This is a genomic window from Arsenicicoccus piscis (assembly GCF_022568835.1).
GTDB lineage: Bacteria > Actinomycetota > Actinomycetes > Actinomycetales > Dermatophilaceae > Arsenicicoccus > Arsenicicoccus piscis.
This window is the reverse complement of record NZ_JAKZHV010000001.1, coordinates 90,916-104,247: the sequence shown is the minus strand read 5'-3', so window position 1 is coordinate 104,247 and position 13,332 is coordinate 90,916. Positions and strand designations below refer to the sequence as shown.

13 protein-coding genes and 2 pseudogenes are annotated in these 13,332 nt (G+C 71.9%); 10 read left to right on the top strand and 5 right to left on the bottom strand.

Going from position 1 to position 13,332, the window contains the following annotated elements; all coding sequences use genetic code 11:
- Positions 1-94: 94 nt before the first annotated feature.
- Positions 95-181: pseudogene (locus tag MM440_RS00545) on the bottom strand (helix-turn-helix domain-containing protein); the annotation flags it as partial.
- Between the two features lie 101 nt (positions 182-282).
- Here MM440_RS00545 and MM440_RS00540 point away from each other — a divergent pair.
- On the top strand, positions 283-1,737 hold the full coding sequence (locus MM440_RS00540; protein WP_241441262.1) for an MFS transporter: 1,455 nt from the start codon (positions 283-285) through the stop codon (positions 1,735-1,737).
- Here the strand turns inward: MM440_RS00540 and MM440_RS00535 are convergent.
- The 3 genes and pseudogenes from MM440_RS00535 to MM440_RS17525 all read right to left on the bottom strand — a co-directional run.
- Entirely contained in the window at positions 1,725-2,363 is a 639-nt protein-coding gene (locus tag MM440_RS00535) for an FAD-dependent monooxygenase (protein WP_241441261.1), read from the bottom strand. The genes MM440_RS00540 and MM440_RS00535 overlap by 13 nt on opposite strands.
- A 207-nt stretch (positions 2,364-2,570) precedes the next feature.
- Complete coding sequence (locus MM440_RS17530; RefSeq protein WP_420914122.1) at positions 2,571-2,843, bottom strand: hypothetical protein; 273 nt, start codon at positions 2,841-2,843, stop codon at positions 2,571-2,573.
- A pseudogene (locus MM440_RS17525) lies at positions 2,801-3,001 on the bottom strand (glucose-6-phosphate dehydrogenase); the annotation flags it as partial. The gene MM440_RS17530 and the pseudogene MM440_RS17525, both read right to left, overlap by 43 nt.
- A gap of 960 nt (positions 3,002-3,961) precedes the next feature.
- Between MM440_RS17525 and MM440_RS00525 the strand changes: the two are divergent.
- Entirely contained in the window at positions 3,962-6,283 is a 2,322-nt protein-coding gene (locus tag MM440_RS00525) for an HNH endonuclease signature motif containing protein (protein WP_241441260.1), read from the top strand.
- Between the two features lie 294 nt (positions 6,284-6,577).
- Positions 6,578-7,411 carry an aminoglycoside phosphotransferase family protein gene (locus MM440_RS00520; RefSeq protein ID WP_241441259.1) on the top strand — a complete coding sequence of 278 codons (834 nt, stop codon included), beginning with the start codon at positions 6,578-6,580 and terminating at the stop codon, positions 7,409-7,411.
- Here the strand turns inward: MM440_RS00520 and MM440_RS00515 are convergent.
- Positions 7,348-7,989, bottom strand: a complete 642-nt coding sequence (locus MM440_RS00515; RefSeq protein ID WP_241441258.1) for a TetR/AcrR family transcriptional regulator — start codon at positions 7,987-7,989, stop codon at positions 7,348-7,350. The genes MM440_RS00520 and MM440_RS00515 overlap by 64 nt on opposite strands.
- A gap of 120 nt (positions 7,990-8,109) precedes the next feature.
- Between MM440_RS00515 and MM440_RS00510 the strand changes: the two genes are divergently transcribed.
- Genes MM440_RS00510 through MM440_RS00480 form a run of 7 tightly spaced genes read left to right on the top strand, consistent with a single transcriptional unit; the run spans position 8,110 to position 13,271 of the window.
- Complete coding sequence (locus MM440_RS00510) at positions 8,110-9,429, top strand: FAD-dependent oxidoreductase (protein WP_241441257.1); 1,320 nt, start codon at positions 8,110-8,112, stop codon at positions 9,427-9,429.
- Complete coding sequence (locus MM440_RS00505; protein WP_241441256.1) at positions 9,426-10,385, top strand: ABC transporter permease; 960 nt, start codon at positions 9,426-9,428, stop codon at positions 10,383-10,385. The genes MM440_RS00510 and MM440_RS00505 overlap by 4 nt, the downstream gene beginning before the upstream one ends.
- The gene (locus MM440_RS00500) at positions 10,382-11,224 is read left to right on the top strand and encodes an FkbM family methyltransferase (protein ID WP_241441255.1); all 843 of its coding nucleotides are present in this window, start codon (positions 10,382-10,384) and stop codon (positions 11,222-11,224) included. The genes MM440_RS00505 and MM440_RS00500 overlap by 4 nt, the downstream gene beginning before the upstream one ends.
- A 51-nt stretch (positions 11,225-11,275) precedes the next feature.
- Positions 11,276-11,959, top strand: a complete 684-nt coding sequence (locus MM440_RS00495; protein WP_241441254.1) for a 1-deoxy-D-xylulose-5-phosphate synthase N-terminal domain-containing protein — start codon at positions 11,276-11,278, stop codon at positions 11,957-11,959.
- Entirely contained in the window at positions 11,959-12,165 is a 207-nt protein-coding gene (locus MM440_RS00490) for a hypothetical protein (protein ID WP_241441253.1), read from the top strand. The genes MM440_RS00495 and MM440_RS00490 overlap by 1 nt, the downstream gene beginning before the upstream one ends.
- Entirely contained in the window at positions 12,162-12,833 is a 672-nt protein-coding gene (locus MM440_RS00485) for a transketolase C-terminal domain-containing protein (RefSeq protein ID WP_241441252.1), read from the top strand. Before MM440_RS00490 ends, MM440_RS00485 begins: the two co-directional genes overlap by 4 nt.
- 45 nt (positions 12,834-12,878) lie before the next feature.
- Positions 12,879-13,271: a DUF2237 family protein gene (locus MM440_RS00480; RefSeq protein WP_241441251.1), complete on the top strand. Its 393-nt coding sequence runs from the start codon at positions 12,879-12,881 to the stop codon at positions 13,269-13,271.
- Positions 13,272-13,332 lie beyond the last annotated feature (61 nt).

Here is a 13,332-nt window from a genome sequence, read left to right as displayed (position 1 = left end):
AGGACGAGCGGAGGCAGCTTCCCCCGGGGCCGAGCCGGTAGCCGCCGCCAGGCCCCTTGATTGCGTTGACGGGGTAGCCGAGGTCGCGCAGGGTGTCGACGTCGCGTCGCAGGGTCCGCACGGAGACGTCCAGACGCTCGGCCAGCTCGGCACCCGGCCACTCCACACGCGCCTGCAGCATCGACAGCAGGCGCAGGATGCGCGCGGACGTGTTGGCCATGTCGGCCACTGTGCCATTGATAGCGGTCACTCGGTGGCCGCTACCGGTGTCACCGTCATGACATGACGACTCCAACTCCCATCTCCAGCTCGGCTCCCACCACCGCGCACCGACACCAGATCGCCGGGCGGCAGGCGTCGCTCGCCCTGCTGGTGGTCCTGTTCGCCTCGTTCATGGACCTCCTCGACGTCACCATCGTCACCGTCGCCGCGCCCGACATCGCCGCCGACCTGCACGCCGACGAGGCCCAGCTGCAGTGGATGCTCGCGGCCTACACCCTGGCGCTCGGCTCAGGCCTGATCACCGGTGGGCGGGTGGGCGATGACTACGGCCGACGACGCGTCTTCCTCGTCTCGCTCGCGTGCTTCGCGATCGCGTCGGCCGCCTGTGCGCTCGCGCCATCCGCGTCCGTGCTCGTTGCCGTCCGGATGGTGCAGGGCCTGGCAGGCGGGTTCATGGTGCCGCAGGTCTTCGGGATCATCCGTTCGTCCTTCGAGCCGGCCGCGAGGGGCAAGGCGTTCGGGGCCTACGGCGCGGTGCAGGGGCTGGCCTCGGTCGCCGGTCCACTCCTCGGCGGCGCGCTGGTCGATGCCGACCTCTGGGGGCTCGGCTGGCGCACCATCTTCTGGATCAACATCCCGGTAGCGCTCGTCGCCCTCGTCCTCGGGGCACGTGTGCTGCCCGAGTCGACGGCCGCCACGCGGTCCCGCCTCGACGTGGTCGGCGCAGCCCTGGTGGCGCTGGCCGTCGTGCTCGTCCTGCTGCCGCTCGTCCAGGGGCGCGACTGGGGCTGGCCGCTCTGGGGCTGGGCGCTGCTGGTCGCCGGCCTGCTGCTCCTGGTGGTCTTCCTCGGCTACGAGCGGTGGGTGGCTCGGCGCGGTGGGCAGCCGATCCTGAACCCGACGTTGCTCTCGATCCGTCCGTTCATGGCGGGGCTGGCTGCGGCGGTCCTGTTCTTCGGCACGCTCGCGCCGTTCTTCCTGGTCCTGTCGATCTACCTGCAGACCGGCACCGGCCGATCGGCCTGGGGGACAGGGCTGGTCATCTTGCCCTACGCCATCGGATCGATCATCACCTCCGGCGCCGGGGTGGCCCTCGCCGCCCGCGCCGGCCGGGCCCTGCTGGTCGGCGGCGCTCTGGCTCTGGCCGCCTCCCAGGGGGTGCTGTGGCTGCTGGTCCGGGACGGCGCGGAGCCGGGGTACTGGCCGCTCGCCGGTGCCATGCTCCTTGGCGGTCTTGGTCTCGGTCTCGGCGCACCGATCCTGGTCAACGTCGTGCTGGCGGGTGTCCCCGGGGCTGACGCCGGCTCGGCCGGTGGGGTGCTGTCGACGGTGATCCAGCTCGGCGGCGCGGTCGGGGTGGCCGTGCTGGGGACGGTCTTCTTCAACGCCCTGGGTGCCGGAGGTCGCCACGGGCAGGCGCTGGCGCAGGTACTCCCGTGGCAGGCCGGTGCCTACCTGCTGGCCGCAGTCGCGATGCTCGCCCTACCCAGAGCGGCCACCGCTCAGGACAGCTGAGCTCTGGCCGCACCGGCCAGGCCGACGACCCGCCCGACCCGGTCCGACAGCGCGAGCCGGCGCGCGACCGCGGCGGCGGCCCGAGCCCGCTGACCCGGCCGCAACCGCTCCTTGTCGTAGCGCCGGACGCCGTCGAGCCCGTGGGCATTGAGGGCCTCACCGAGGGCGACCGCGTCGGCCATGGCGTCGCAGGCGCCGCGACCGAGGTTGGGCGACATCGCGTGGGCGGCGTCCCCGACCAGGACGTACCGTCCCTTCACCAGGGTGCCGGGATGGCGGGACTCGAGGATCGTGTTGACGACGGTGCGCTCCGGGGTCGCCCCGGCAAGGACGGCCCCCACCGCGGCGGGGAAGTCCGCGTAGGCCTCGAGCGCCCACGCGAGAGCGTCCTCCGGCGGCTCGGGGTGGCGCCGGGTCGAGGCGTACCAGTTCGTCCCCGTGCCGTGCGACATCGGGTTCGGCCCGAAGCCGAAAAGCCTTCCACCACCCCAGAACTCGTGCATCCGGTCCAGCGGGGTGTCGGGCGGTGTGGGCAGCACGCCACGGATCGCCACCGCGCCGGTGTCGCGCGGGGCGTCACCCCAGACTGCGGCGCGCACGACGCTGCGCGCGCCGTCGGCGGCCACCACCTTCTGGCTGGTGCAGGCCTACGTCTGGCTGGGCCGCACCGACGACGCGCGCGAGCTGATGGAGCGAGTGCTCGACCTCGCGGTCCGCTCGGGCTCTACGCCGAGGAGCTCGACGGCGACGGCGAGATGCTCGGCAACTTCCCGCAGGCCTTCAGCCACCTGGGACTGATCATGGCGGCGTTCGACCTGCACGAGGCGGAGGGCTCAGCTTCGAACGGGACCCGTTGAGCCTGCTGGGTATTCGTCGAGCGGGCGCTCGCCCGCACGCCAGGACTCGAGCACCGGGTCGACGATGCGCCACGCCTCCGCGACGAAGTCGTCGCGCACCGACAGCAGCAGGTCGCGGTCCAGGACTCCGCGCAGCACCTCGCCGTAGGGTGGACCGCGAGCTCGGTCGTGGTGTCGACGGCCTCGGCGTCGACACCGGCTGCCGTCAAAGCCTCCCGGATCAAGGTCCGCCAACGCTCGTCGTCCCACGCGTCGCGCCCCACGCCCACGAGGCGGACGCGACGTGCGGGGTCTACGGACATCAGGGAGCCGAGGCCCGGCAGCAGCAGACGGGCCGTCAGGTCTCCGGTCGCGCCGAGCACGACGAAGGCGGTGGGGGTCGGCTCGGGCGTGTTCTGCGACGACATGGCTTGGCCTCTCCGTCTGTGGGTGTCGAGGTCGTGGGGGAGCTGGTGTCAGGTCACCTCCCCCTGCTCACCTACCCCTGCGCGGCTCCCGCTAACGATTGTTCCGCACCGGGAAGGCGCCCGGCCGCGCCTCGTCACGTCCCGCGAGCGCTCCGTCCGCCCGCATCTGCTGGGTTACTTGTTCGTAGCTGGGTGTCCTGTTCCGCGCTGGGTGTCGTTGGCCAGTGCTGGACGGTTGACCCATCGCTGGACAGCTCACCCAGTGCATCTCGGGCCTGGCAGTGGTGGTCGCCGTGGCCGCGACTGTCCAGGACGTCGTCGTAGCCCTCTTGGCCGGTCCGGGCACCCCGTGTCACCTTGATGGTCGTAGCGCTGGTCGCTGGCTTCTGGCTGTGTAGCCGGGCCGGCGGCGTGCCCCGTCGCCACGCCACGGCACCCCTTCCGCCCGGTTCGGCGACCCGTCGGCGCGTCGACCGGGCAGTCTGGGCCGCCAACAGACCCCGCGATCGGCCTGGCCCTCCGCAACTTCGGAACCCTGCGACCGGCCTTGCCGTGCGACCGGCCTGGCCCTGTCAGCTTCGGAACCCTACGAGCCGCCGGGTCTTGCACCCTGGGCGCCCATCGATCGTCGACCGACGGGCCCGTTCCGGTCAAGGGGACGAGGCGGGTGGGGTGCACGGTGGGTGACCGTGGCGGCGGGTGTGGTGGGCGTTCGGGTGAACGCCCGCGTGCACCGGACCGGCTCTGACAGGCTGGGGGCCGGTCCGGCCAGTCCAGACGTCCAGGCTGTAATCGGCCGTCCTGCACCCACCCCAGCCCCGCCCACCCCAACCCCGCCGAACTCGGCTTGTGGAGCCGGTCTTGGGGGTGACTGTGGGTGCCCGAGCTGCGGTCCGTGACCCGCCCGTGGGCGAACGAGGGACTACCACCACCGCAGTCCAGGACGGTAAAATCGTAGCCATGAGCGAGCCACACACGCACAGCCTCCCGGAACCCCTCCGGGCCCTGGCCGGCGTGCCCGGCAGCGCCCTCGCGACCATGACCGCGGCGTTCACCGACGAAGCCGCGATCGGGTTCGACGAGCTCACCGCCCTGACCAGCTCGGTGCTCACCCTCGACCAGCACGGCGCGCCCGCCCTCACCAGCCACGGCGAAGACGCCGCCATGCTGCTCACCCTGTGTCAACAAACGATCGCCTACCTCACCCTCACCCAAGCGATGACCGTGCACGCCCTCACCGCCGCGACCGCCCAGGCCCGCCTCGCCGCCGACCACGGCCCCGACCACACCCCGTCCGCGACCGCGCGCGGCCGCGCCGAGGGCCGGGCCCGCACCGCGGTCCTGGCCGAAGCCGTCGCCACCTGCGGGTGGGACCCCACCCACCGGGCGCTGGTGCACCACCTCGCCGCCATGAGCGTCGACCGCACCCAGATCGCCGCCCGGCTGCTGGCCCAGGGCGTGCTCACCGGACCCATGGTCGCGATGCTGCTCTCCCGACGCACCGAACACCTCACCGACCCCCAAGTCGCCTGGCTCACCCGCCACTGCGCCAACCTCACCCACCCCACCCAACCCGACCCCGACAGCCAGCAGCAGCCGGACGACACCGACAGCCAGACCCGCGGCGGCACCGACGCCCATGACGTCCCCGGCGGCGGCAACATCGGCGACGGAGCCGATGGTGTGGGTGGGGGTGGGTTGCGGCTGGTCGGGTCGACGGGCCGTCGTGAGCGGGTCGCGGCCGCGCGGCGGCAGGCGTTCGCCGAGGCGTGCGACTGGACCGACGCGGACTGGGTCGACCCCGACGTGCCCCTACCGTCCTGGGCGGTGTTCCGTGACCGGTTCGACCAAGGCCTGGCCTGGCTGCTCGCCGACGACCCCGACGTGGCGGGCGACTACCAGACGGGCATGGCCGCCCGGTGCGTGACCTCCCGGCTCGACCCCGAAGGCACCGGGTCGCTGACCGTGACTGGTGACGGTGTCGCCGTTGCTGCCGCCCGGAACCGGGTCCACCGCCTCGCCCGCCGGCTCCGCCAGCTCGGCGACGAGCGCACCATCGCCCAGATCGCCGCCGACCTCACCCTCACCCTGCTCACCCACGGCTACATCACCTGCCCCCACTGCAGCCACACCATCACCACCACCACCAGCCACACCAGCGATGCCGGTGATGCCGGTGACGGTGGTGCCGATGCCGGACCGGCCGGTGCCTGCGGCGGGATCCACGACGAGACCACCGACGGGCAGACCAGTCACGGGCCGGTCAGCGACGGGCAGGTCAGCGTCGGGGATGTGATGTTGCCGTACCCGGGGCTGGCCGCCCACCGGGTGCCCGGGGTGGACCAGGGCCTGGCGGACGCGGTCGCGGCCGGGCTCGCACCCCCAGCAACGGTGGTGCACGTGACCGTGTCCCTGGAGACGCTGCTCGGCATGTCCCAGCTGCCCGCCCGGATGGACGCCGGACCCGTACGGGCGTGGCTACCCGCCCGGCAGGCCCGCACCCTGGCCCTGACCCTGGGCGGGACCTGGCAGCGGATCGTCACCGACCCTGTCACCGGTGTCGCGCTCAACACCACCATCCGCTCCTACCAACCCGGCCCGGCAACGAGAGCCCACCTCGCCATGCTCGACAACGGCTGCCGCGCCCCCGGCTGCACCACCCGCCACGACCTGCAGCTCGACCACCTGACCCCCCACGCCGCCGGCGGGCCCACCAGCGGGGACAACCTGCATACCCTCGACCACCGACACCACCAGCACAAGACCACCGGCACCTGGCACGCCACCCCCGACAGCCGCGACGACAGCCCAGACGACGACGGCCCGGACGACCCCAGCTGCGTGGGCTCGGATCCGCTCACCGGCTGGCCCGGGCGGCGGGTGCGCTGGACGTTCCCGTCCGGACGACAGGCCACCACCAGCCCGCACCCCTACCCCCGCCCCGAACACCTGGACGCGCCACCACACGGATCGTTGGACCGACACGCCGAGCTCAACGACTACGAACGAGCCCTCGTCGAAGAGACCTACGACCCCTGCCTACCCTTCCCCCGCCAACCCGCAGCACCATGGAACCCCACCAGCCCCGCCAGCAGCGGACCCGCCACCGGACACCTGCCCGCCAGCAACCAAGACACCCAGGCCGGCCATAGCGACTCGCAGGCTAGGACCGGGCACCCTGACGCGGCGGGTACCGCCACCCAGACCGCGGCCACCCACACCGAGCCCACCCAGACCAGCCCCTGGACGCAGACCGACTACCCCGAGCAACCACCCTTCTGAGACGAGCCGAACTGGCCGCCAACCCTGCTGACCCACAACGGATCTGACACAGGCCGACGACGGGCACGAGGCGCAGGACCACCGCACGAGGGTGAAACTTGCCAGGGAAAACAGTTGAGCCGCAGGCGTTCTCGCCACGTCGAATCACCACGCCAGCCCTCGTCACCGCGAGCCAGCGCCGCGATCGGTGCCCGGCGTGGCGACGCTGTGCCCACGACGTGGATGCTCGCGTGGCCGACGTCCGTCTCGCCCCCTAACCGGCGGCCCCGGCATGGGGTGAGGCATGCTGACCGGGTGACTTTGGTCGAGCCGAACGATGTGTCTCGCCTGGTCGAGCGTGAGCTCGGGGAGCCGGTGACATCGGTCGTGGAGATGGCTGGATCGGTCACCAACCGCTCCTACCGCGTAGACACTGGCACGGGCCCGATGGTCATGAAGACCTGCCCGGAGCACGACTGGATTAACGAGACCACCGCCTTGTCGACCCTGGCCGCCGCACCCTCCGTCCCGACCGCTGCGCTGCTGGCTTCGGGCGATCTCGATGGCCTGCCCTGGCTGATCCTCCGCTGGGTGGACGGTGAGCCGGCGGGCGACGCGCAGGCCCGACGCACAGCCGGTCCCGCTGTGAGCGAGCTGCACCAGCACCGGGCTGACCACTTCGGCCCGCCCAGCGACCCCGCGACGTCGTGGGCCGACGTGCTGCACCGAGGCCTGGACGCCGAGCTGAGAGATGTCGTGTCAGCAGGGCTGCTGAGCGCGACCGATGCCTCGGCCGTGCAGCGTGCCGTGGCTGCGATCCCGGCGTACCGCGGTGAGCCGCGCCTGCTGCACGGCGACCTGAAGGACGTGCATCTGCGCACCCACGGCGCCGCTCTCGCGGCTCTCCTCGACTGGGGTGACGCCTCGGCCGGACATCCCATCGACGACCTCGCCAGAGGCGGTGCGGGGCTACCGCCTCCGCTTCACCGTCGGATGCCTGGCCACAGAGCTGCGCGCCGACGGAGACTGGTTCGGGGCCTACCAGGCACGCATCGCGGCCGACCTGCGCGAGCGCGCGAATCGCTCTACGGGACAGTGGTTTTGACCGAACCTGACGCTAGGCTCTCCGGGAGGCGTCCGGTGAGGTAGCCCTGGACCGCGGGGGAGACGAGCGCGACGATCTCGTCCAGGCTGGGCTCCACCATCGGGGGGATCCGCAGCAGGTAGCGGCCGAGCGCGGTGCCGACGAGGTGGGTCATGGCCGATGCGAGGCGTAGACCGGGCTGGTCCTGGGGGAGGAGCGGGGCCATGTCCGCGAGCACGGAGCGCGTGAGGAAGTCGCGGAGCTGGGTCAGGGCCAGCTCGTTCGCGAAGGCGGAGACCACGAGCGCCCGCAGCGGAGCGGCCGTCTCGGGGTCCTCCCAGAGGCTGAGGTAGCCCCGGGTCAACCGTTCTCCCCACTGCTCCGGCGGGCCCTCGGCCGAGCCGCGCACGGCGTCCAGCGCCTCCCGCGGCAGCTCGAGAGAGGCGACGAACAAGCCCTCCTTGTCGCCGAAGAAGTGACGGATCAGCCCCGGGTCCACCCCCGCCTGCCCGGCGATTGCCCGCAGCGTGGCGCCCTTGAAGCCGTGCTGGGTGAACTGCTCGCGCGCCGCGTCGAGGATCGAGTCCCTCGTCGAGACCGGTCCCGGCCGGCGCCCGGTCCTGCCCTTCGTGTCGACGCTCATCGCACTCCCTCCAGCACCCGTGTCCCGCCAGTATGCCGCAAGCGTTGACTTCCACAAATGTAGAGTTCTACAGTTGTGGATATCAGCCGAGAGAGTCAGCCTGTCGAGGAGGGGGGAGCCATGAGCACCAGCTCGATTCGGGATCGCGTCACCACGAGGACGACCTGCGTGGTCGTCGGGGGCGGTCCGGCCGGCATGGTCCTCGGGCTGCTCCTCGCCCGCGCCGGGGTGCAGGTCACCGTCCTGGAGAAGCACGCCGACTTCCTGCGGGACTTCCGGGGTGACACGGTCCACCCGTCCACGATGACGCTGCTGGACGACCTCGGGCTGTTCGAGCGGTTCGACGCGTTGCCGCACAGCAAGATTCGCCGCGCTCAGCTGCCGGCGTCGGACGGCACGCAGGTCACGGTGGCTGACTTCGGGCGACTTCCGTTGCGCCACAAGTACATCGCGATGGTCCCGCAGTGGGACTTCCTGGACCTGCTGGCCGACGCCGGTCAGGAGGAGCCGACCTTCGACCTGCGGATGGAGCACGAGGTCACCGGCGTCGTCCGCCGGGACGGCCGGGTCGTGGGCGTCGACTACGACGCACCGCAGGGGCCGAGTCGGATGCTCGCCGACCTCGTGATCGCTTGTGACGGAAGGTGGTCCGTCGTCCGCCAGGCGTCGAGCCTGCCCAGCCGCGAGCTGCCGGTCCGCTTCGACACGTGGTGGTTCCGGGTGCCCACGTCGCACGCCCTGCCCGAGACCCTGCTGCCCCGCATCGGCAAGGGCCGGGTGCTCATCGGCATCCCCCGCAACGGCTACGCCCAGATCGCCTACCTCGGGCCGAAGGGCACCGACCAGCAGCTGCGAGCCGCCGGGATCGAGTCCTTCCGCGCCGAGATCGCCGCTGCGCTCCCCGAGCTCGCCGACGACGTGCAGCGCGTCGACTCCATGGACGACGTCAAGCATCTCGACGTTCGCGTAGACCGTCTCCGGCGCTGGCACGACCGTGGCGTCCTGTGCATCGGGGACGCGGCGCACGCCATGTCACCGGTCGGTGGGGTCGGCGTCAACCTGGCTGTCCAGGACGGCGTGGCGGCCGCTCGGCTGCTCGCCGGCCCGCTCCTGCGCGGCGACCTCGCCGGGACGCCGTCGCTCGCCCGGGAGGGCGCGCTGCTGCGCCGCATCCAGCGTCGGCGCACCCTGCCCACGGTGGTCACCCAGACCATGCAGCGGATCATGCACGCCCAGCTCATCGACCGCGTCCTGGACGGACGCATCACCCAGATCTCTCCGCGTCTGCCCGACCTGGTCCGCCGCGTGCCGCTGCTCACCGTGGTGCCGGCCTTCCTGGTCGGCGTCGGGGTGCGGCCCGAGCGAGCTCCCCGGTGGGCTCGTCGAACCGCCTCCGCCCACCAGCCCAGAACCCCTCTGCGACAAGGAATCTCCTCGTGAACACCACCTCCACCAACCCGCGCGTCCTGCTCGGCGCCATCCTCGGGATCCCGACGGTCATCGCGCTCATGCTGCTGGCGTTCGCAGCGCCGGCCCTGCACTCCGGGGCGAAGGATCTCCCCCTGGCGGTCAGCGGTCCCGCGCCCGCCGTCGCGCAGGTCGCCGGGATGCTGAGCAAGGCCAGCCCTGGCGCCTTCGACGTCACCACCCACGCCACCGCCGAGGAGGCGGCCGACGCGATCCGGGACCGAGAGGCCATCGGCGGCCTGTCCGTGGCACCCACCGGCCTGACCGTGCAGACGGCCGCCGGTGCCGGCGCTCCATACTCGGCTCTGCTCAAGGGAATTGGCGCCCACCTCGCCGCGAGCGGGCAGCACGTGACCTACTCCGAGCTCGCGCCGCTGCCCCAGGACGATCCCGCCGGGTCTGCCGTGACCACCCTCGGGCTGCCGCTCATCTTCGGCGGCATGGCCTCCGCGGCCGCGCTCGTCCTCGCCTACCGGGGCACCGGCCTCGGTCGCCTCGCCGGCGTGCTGGCGATCTCGGCCCTCGGCGGCCTGGCCGCCACCGCGATCCTGCAGCTCGGGTTCGGCGTGCTGGAGGGCAGCTACTGGCTCACCGCGGCCGCCGTCGCGGCGGGGATCGCCGCCATCTCGGCCACGGTCGTGGGCCTCGGATCCCTCCTCGGAGCGGCCGGGATCGGCCTCGGCGCCGTGCTCATGCTGTTCGTCGCCAACCCCCTCTCGGGCCTGGCCACCGGCCCCGCCTGGCTGCCGCAGCCCTGGGGTGAGATCGGTCAGTACCTCCCCGTCGGTGCGGCCGGCACGGCCATCCGCTCGGCGGCCTACTTCGACGGCGCGGGTGCGGCCCACGCCTGGCTGGTGCTGGCGGCCTGGATCGCGGTCGGCGCGGCGCTTACGCTGATCCCCCGACGCCGACCAGAGGAGACAGCGTGACCGATCGGCTCATCGACCTGTTGGGTCCAAAGCGGCTCACTGAGGTCGTCGACATCGGGGCCAACCCGCTGGAGGACGAGCCGCCCTACCTGGCCATGCTGCGCGACGGGCTCTGTCGCGTCACGGGATTCGAGCCGCAGCAGGAGGCGCTCGAGCGACTGCGGTCGGCCGCAGGCGAGCTCGAGCGCTACCTGCCGTACGCCATCGGTGACGGCGGCTCCCACACCCTGCACGTCTGCGCGTCGTCGGGCTTCTCCAGCCTCTACGAGCCCGACCCGGCGCAGCTGGAGCTGCTCGTCGACTTCCCCAGGCTGGCAACGGTCGTCGAGCGCGTGACGCTGCCGACGACGCGGTTGGACGACGTCCACGAGATCGAGTGGATGGACCACCTCAAGATCGACGTGCAGGGCGCCGAGCTGATGGTGTTCTGCGGTGGGCGGAGCAGGCTGGCGCAGACGACGACGATCCAGGTCGAGGTGGGCTTCCATCGGCTGTACCGCGACCAGCCCACCTTTGCCGACGTAGACCTCGAGCTGCGTGAGCAGGGTTTCGTGCCCCAGGGATTCGTCACCACCAAGACCTGGCCGATCGCCCCGGTGCAGTGGGCCGACCCGGACGAGGAGCGGGCGCGTCAGCTGGTCGAGGCCGACGTGCTCTACGTCCGAGACCTCACCCGGCTCGACCGCCTCGACGACGAGCAGCTGCGCCACCTCGCGCTGGTGACCCACGAGGTCTACGACCAGCGAGGGGTGGCGCTGCGTGCAGTCCGAGAGCTGGTGCGGCGCAACGTCGTCCCCGTCGAGGCCGAGAAACGCTGTCGCGGGTTGCGCCAGACGTGATCCAGCAAGGGGGTTGACCTCAAGTGCGCTTGAGGTCCGACAGTTGCTGGCATGACGCAGATCACCAGCGATCTCGACGAGATCCTGCACCTGATGACGCGGCTGACCGGTGACGAGAAGCACTCGGTGGCCGCCACCTCGACGCTCGACGTGCTCCACGTGCTCTACGAGGACGTGCTGGACGTCTCTCCGGACCGGCTCGACGACCCCGACCGGGACAGGTTCTACCTCAGCAAGGGGCACGGCCCCATGGCCTACTACGCCGTGCTGGCCGCCCACGGCTACTTCCCCCGGGAGTGGCTCGACGAGTTCGGCACCTACGAGTCGCCGCTCGGCTTCCACCCCGACCGCACGCTCGTGCCGGGGGTAGAGATCTCCAGCGGTTCGCTCGGCCACGGACTCCCGCTCGCGGTGGGGACCGCGCACGCCCTGCGCATCCGGCGCAGCCCGGCGCGGGTCGTCGTCCTCGTCGGCGACGCCGAGCTCGACGAGGGGTCGAACGCGGAGGCGATCGAGTACGCCGCGGGCGTGGGACTCGCCAACTTCACGGTGGTGGCGATCGACAACAACTCCTCGTCGTACGCCGTCAGAGGCCGCATGGCAGCACGATTCGCGACCAACGGTTGGCACACAACGACGGTCGACGGCCGCGACCACGGCCAGCTGCGGGCCGCGCTACGCCATCGCGAACCGCACGCGCTCGTCGCCGTCGTCGCGCAGGTGGAGGACAAGTGATGGACTCCCGCGAGCAGCTCGGCGCCACGACCACCGCCCTGCTGGACGAGCGCGACGACCTGGCCCTGGTCTTCGCCGAGATCTCGGGCCAGTTCTTCCACGACGCCGCCGCGCGCCACCCCGAGCGGGTGATCAACGTCGGCACCGCGAGCAGCTGCTCGTCAGCGCCGGAGGAGGGCTGGCCCTCGGTGGCATCCGACCGGTGATCCACACGTTCTCGGCGTTCCTCGTCGAGCGGGCGTTCGAGCAGATCAAGCTGGACCTCGCGCACCAGGGCGTCGGGGGAGTGCTCGTCAGCTCGGGCGGGTCCTACGACATGGCCTCCGTCGGGCGCACCCACCAGTCGCCCGGTGACGTCGCGCTGATGTCCACGATCCCGGGCATCACGATCCACGCTCCCTCGACCGCGGAGGAGGTGGACGTCACCTTGCGCCTGGCGTTGCCCGACACCGGGCTGCACTACGTCCGCGTCACCGGGTTGCGAAACACCCTCTCCCACAAGGCTGGTCCGACCCTGCACGTCGTGCGCCGAGGTGGTGGGCCGACGCTGCTGGCGCTCGGCCACGTGCTCGACGCGACGCTGGCGGCGGCCGACGGGCTCGACGCCACCGTGCTCTACACGACGCAGGTCCTGCCCCTCGACGAGGAGACGTTGCGCGGCAACGTCGGTCAGGACGTCGTCGTGGTCGAGCCGTGGCACGAGGGCACCTCCGCGCACGCCGTGAGCGCGGCTCTGGCCGACCGCCCGCACCGGCTGCTGTCGATGGGCACGCGCCACGAGGAGGTGCGCCACTACGGGTCGCCACGCGAGCACGCCGAGGCGCACGGACTGACCGGGCCGCGGCTCGCCGAGCGCATCCGCGCCTGGCTGTGAGGTCCCGCCAGACGAGTCTCGACCAGCCCAGGCATACTGGCCCCCATGACGCAGCGGAACGTCCTCGGTGGAGAGCTCGACGAGTGCGGGCGCGACCCGATCACGGGCTTCTACCGCGACGCGACCTGCACCGTCGGCCCCGAGGACCTCGGTCACCACTCGATCTGCGCGGTCGTCACCGCCGAGTTCCTCGAGCACCAGCGCTCGATCGGCAACGACCTCACGACGCCGCAGCACCAGCACGGCTTCGCGGGTCTGCACCCGGGTGACACCTGGTGCGTGACCGTGCACAACTGGCTGCTGGCGCACCAGTCCGGCGTGGCGGCGCCGGTGCGGCTGGCCGCCACCAATGAGGCGGTGCTGCGGTTCGTGCCGCTGGAGATCCTGCGCAGCTATGCCGTCGACGTGCCCGACGACACCAGCTCGCTCGACTTCTGACGTCCGCGCCGGCCCGGCTGCGCGCCCGGGGCGCTCTCGGGGGAGGATGGGCTGGACAGCA

Excerpts from the sequence above, each read along its gene's own strand:
- MM440_RS00525 (WP_241441260.1), top strand. The coding sequence starts at position 3,962 with ATGAGCGAGCCACACACGCACAGCCTCCCGGAACCCCTCCGGGCCCTG.
- MM440_RS00480 (WP_241441251.1), top strand. The coding sequence starts at position 12,879 with ATGACGCAGCGGAACGTCCTCGGTGGAGAGCTCGACGAGTGCGGGCGC.
- MM440_RS00490 (WP_241441253.1), top strand. The coding sequence starts at position 11,959 with ATGGACTCCCGCGAGCAGCTCGGCGCCACGACCACCGCCCTGCTGGAC.
- MM440_RS00510 (WP_241441257.1), top strand. The coding sequence starts at position 8,110 with ATGAGCACCAGCTCGATTCGGGATCGCGTCACCACGAGGACGACCTGC.
- MM440_RS00495 (WP_241441254.1), top strand. The coding sequence starts at position 11,276 with ATGACGCAGATCACCAGCGATCTCGACGAGATCCTGCACCTGATGACG.
- MM440_RS00515 (WP_241441258.1), bottom strand. The coding sequence starts at position 7,989 with ATGAGCGTCGACACGAAGGGCAGGACCGGGCGCCGGCCGGGACCGGTC.
- MM440_RS00540 (WP_241441262.1), top strand. The coding sequence starts at position 283 with ATGACGACTCCAACTCCCATCTCCAGCTCGGCTCCCACCACCGCGCAC.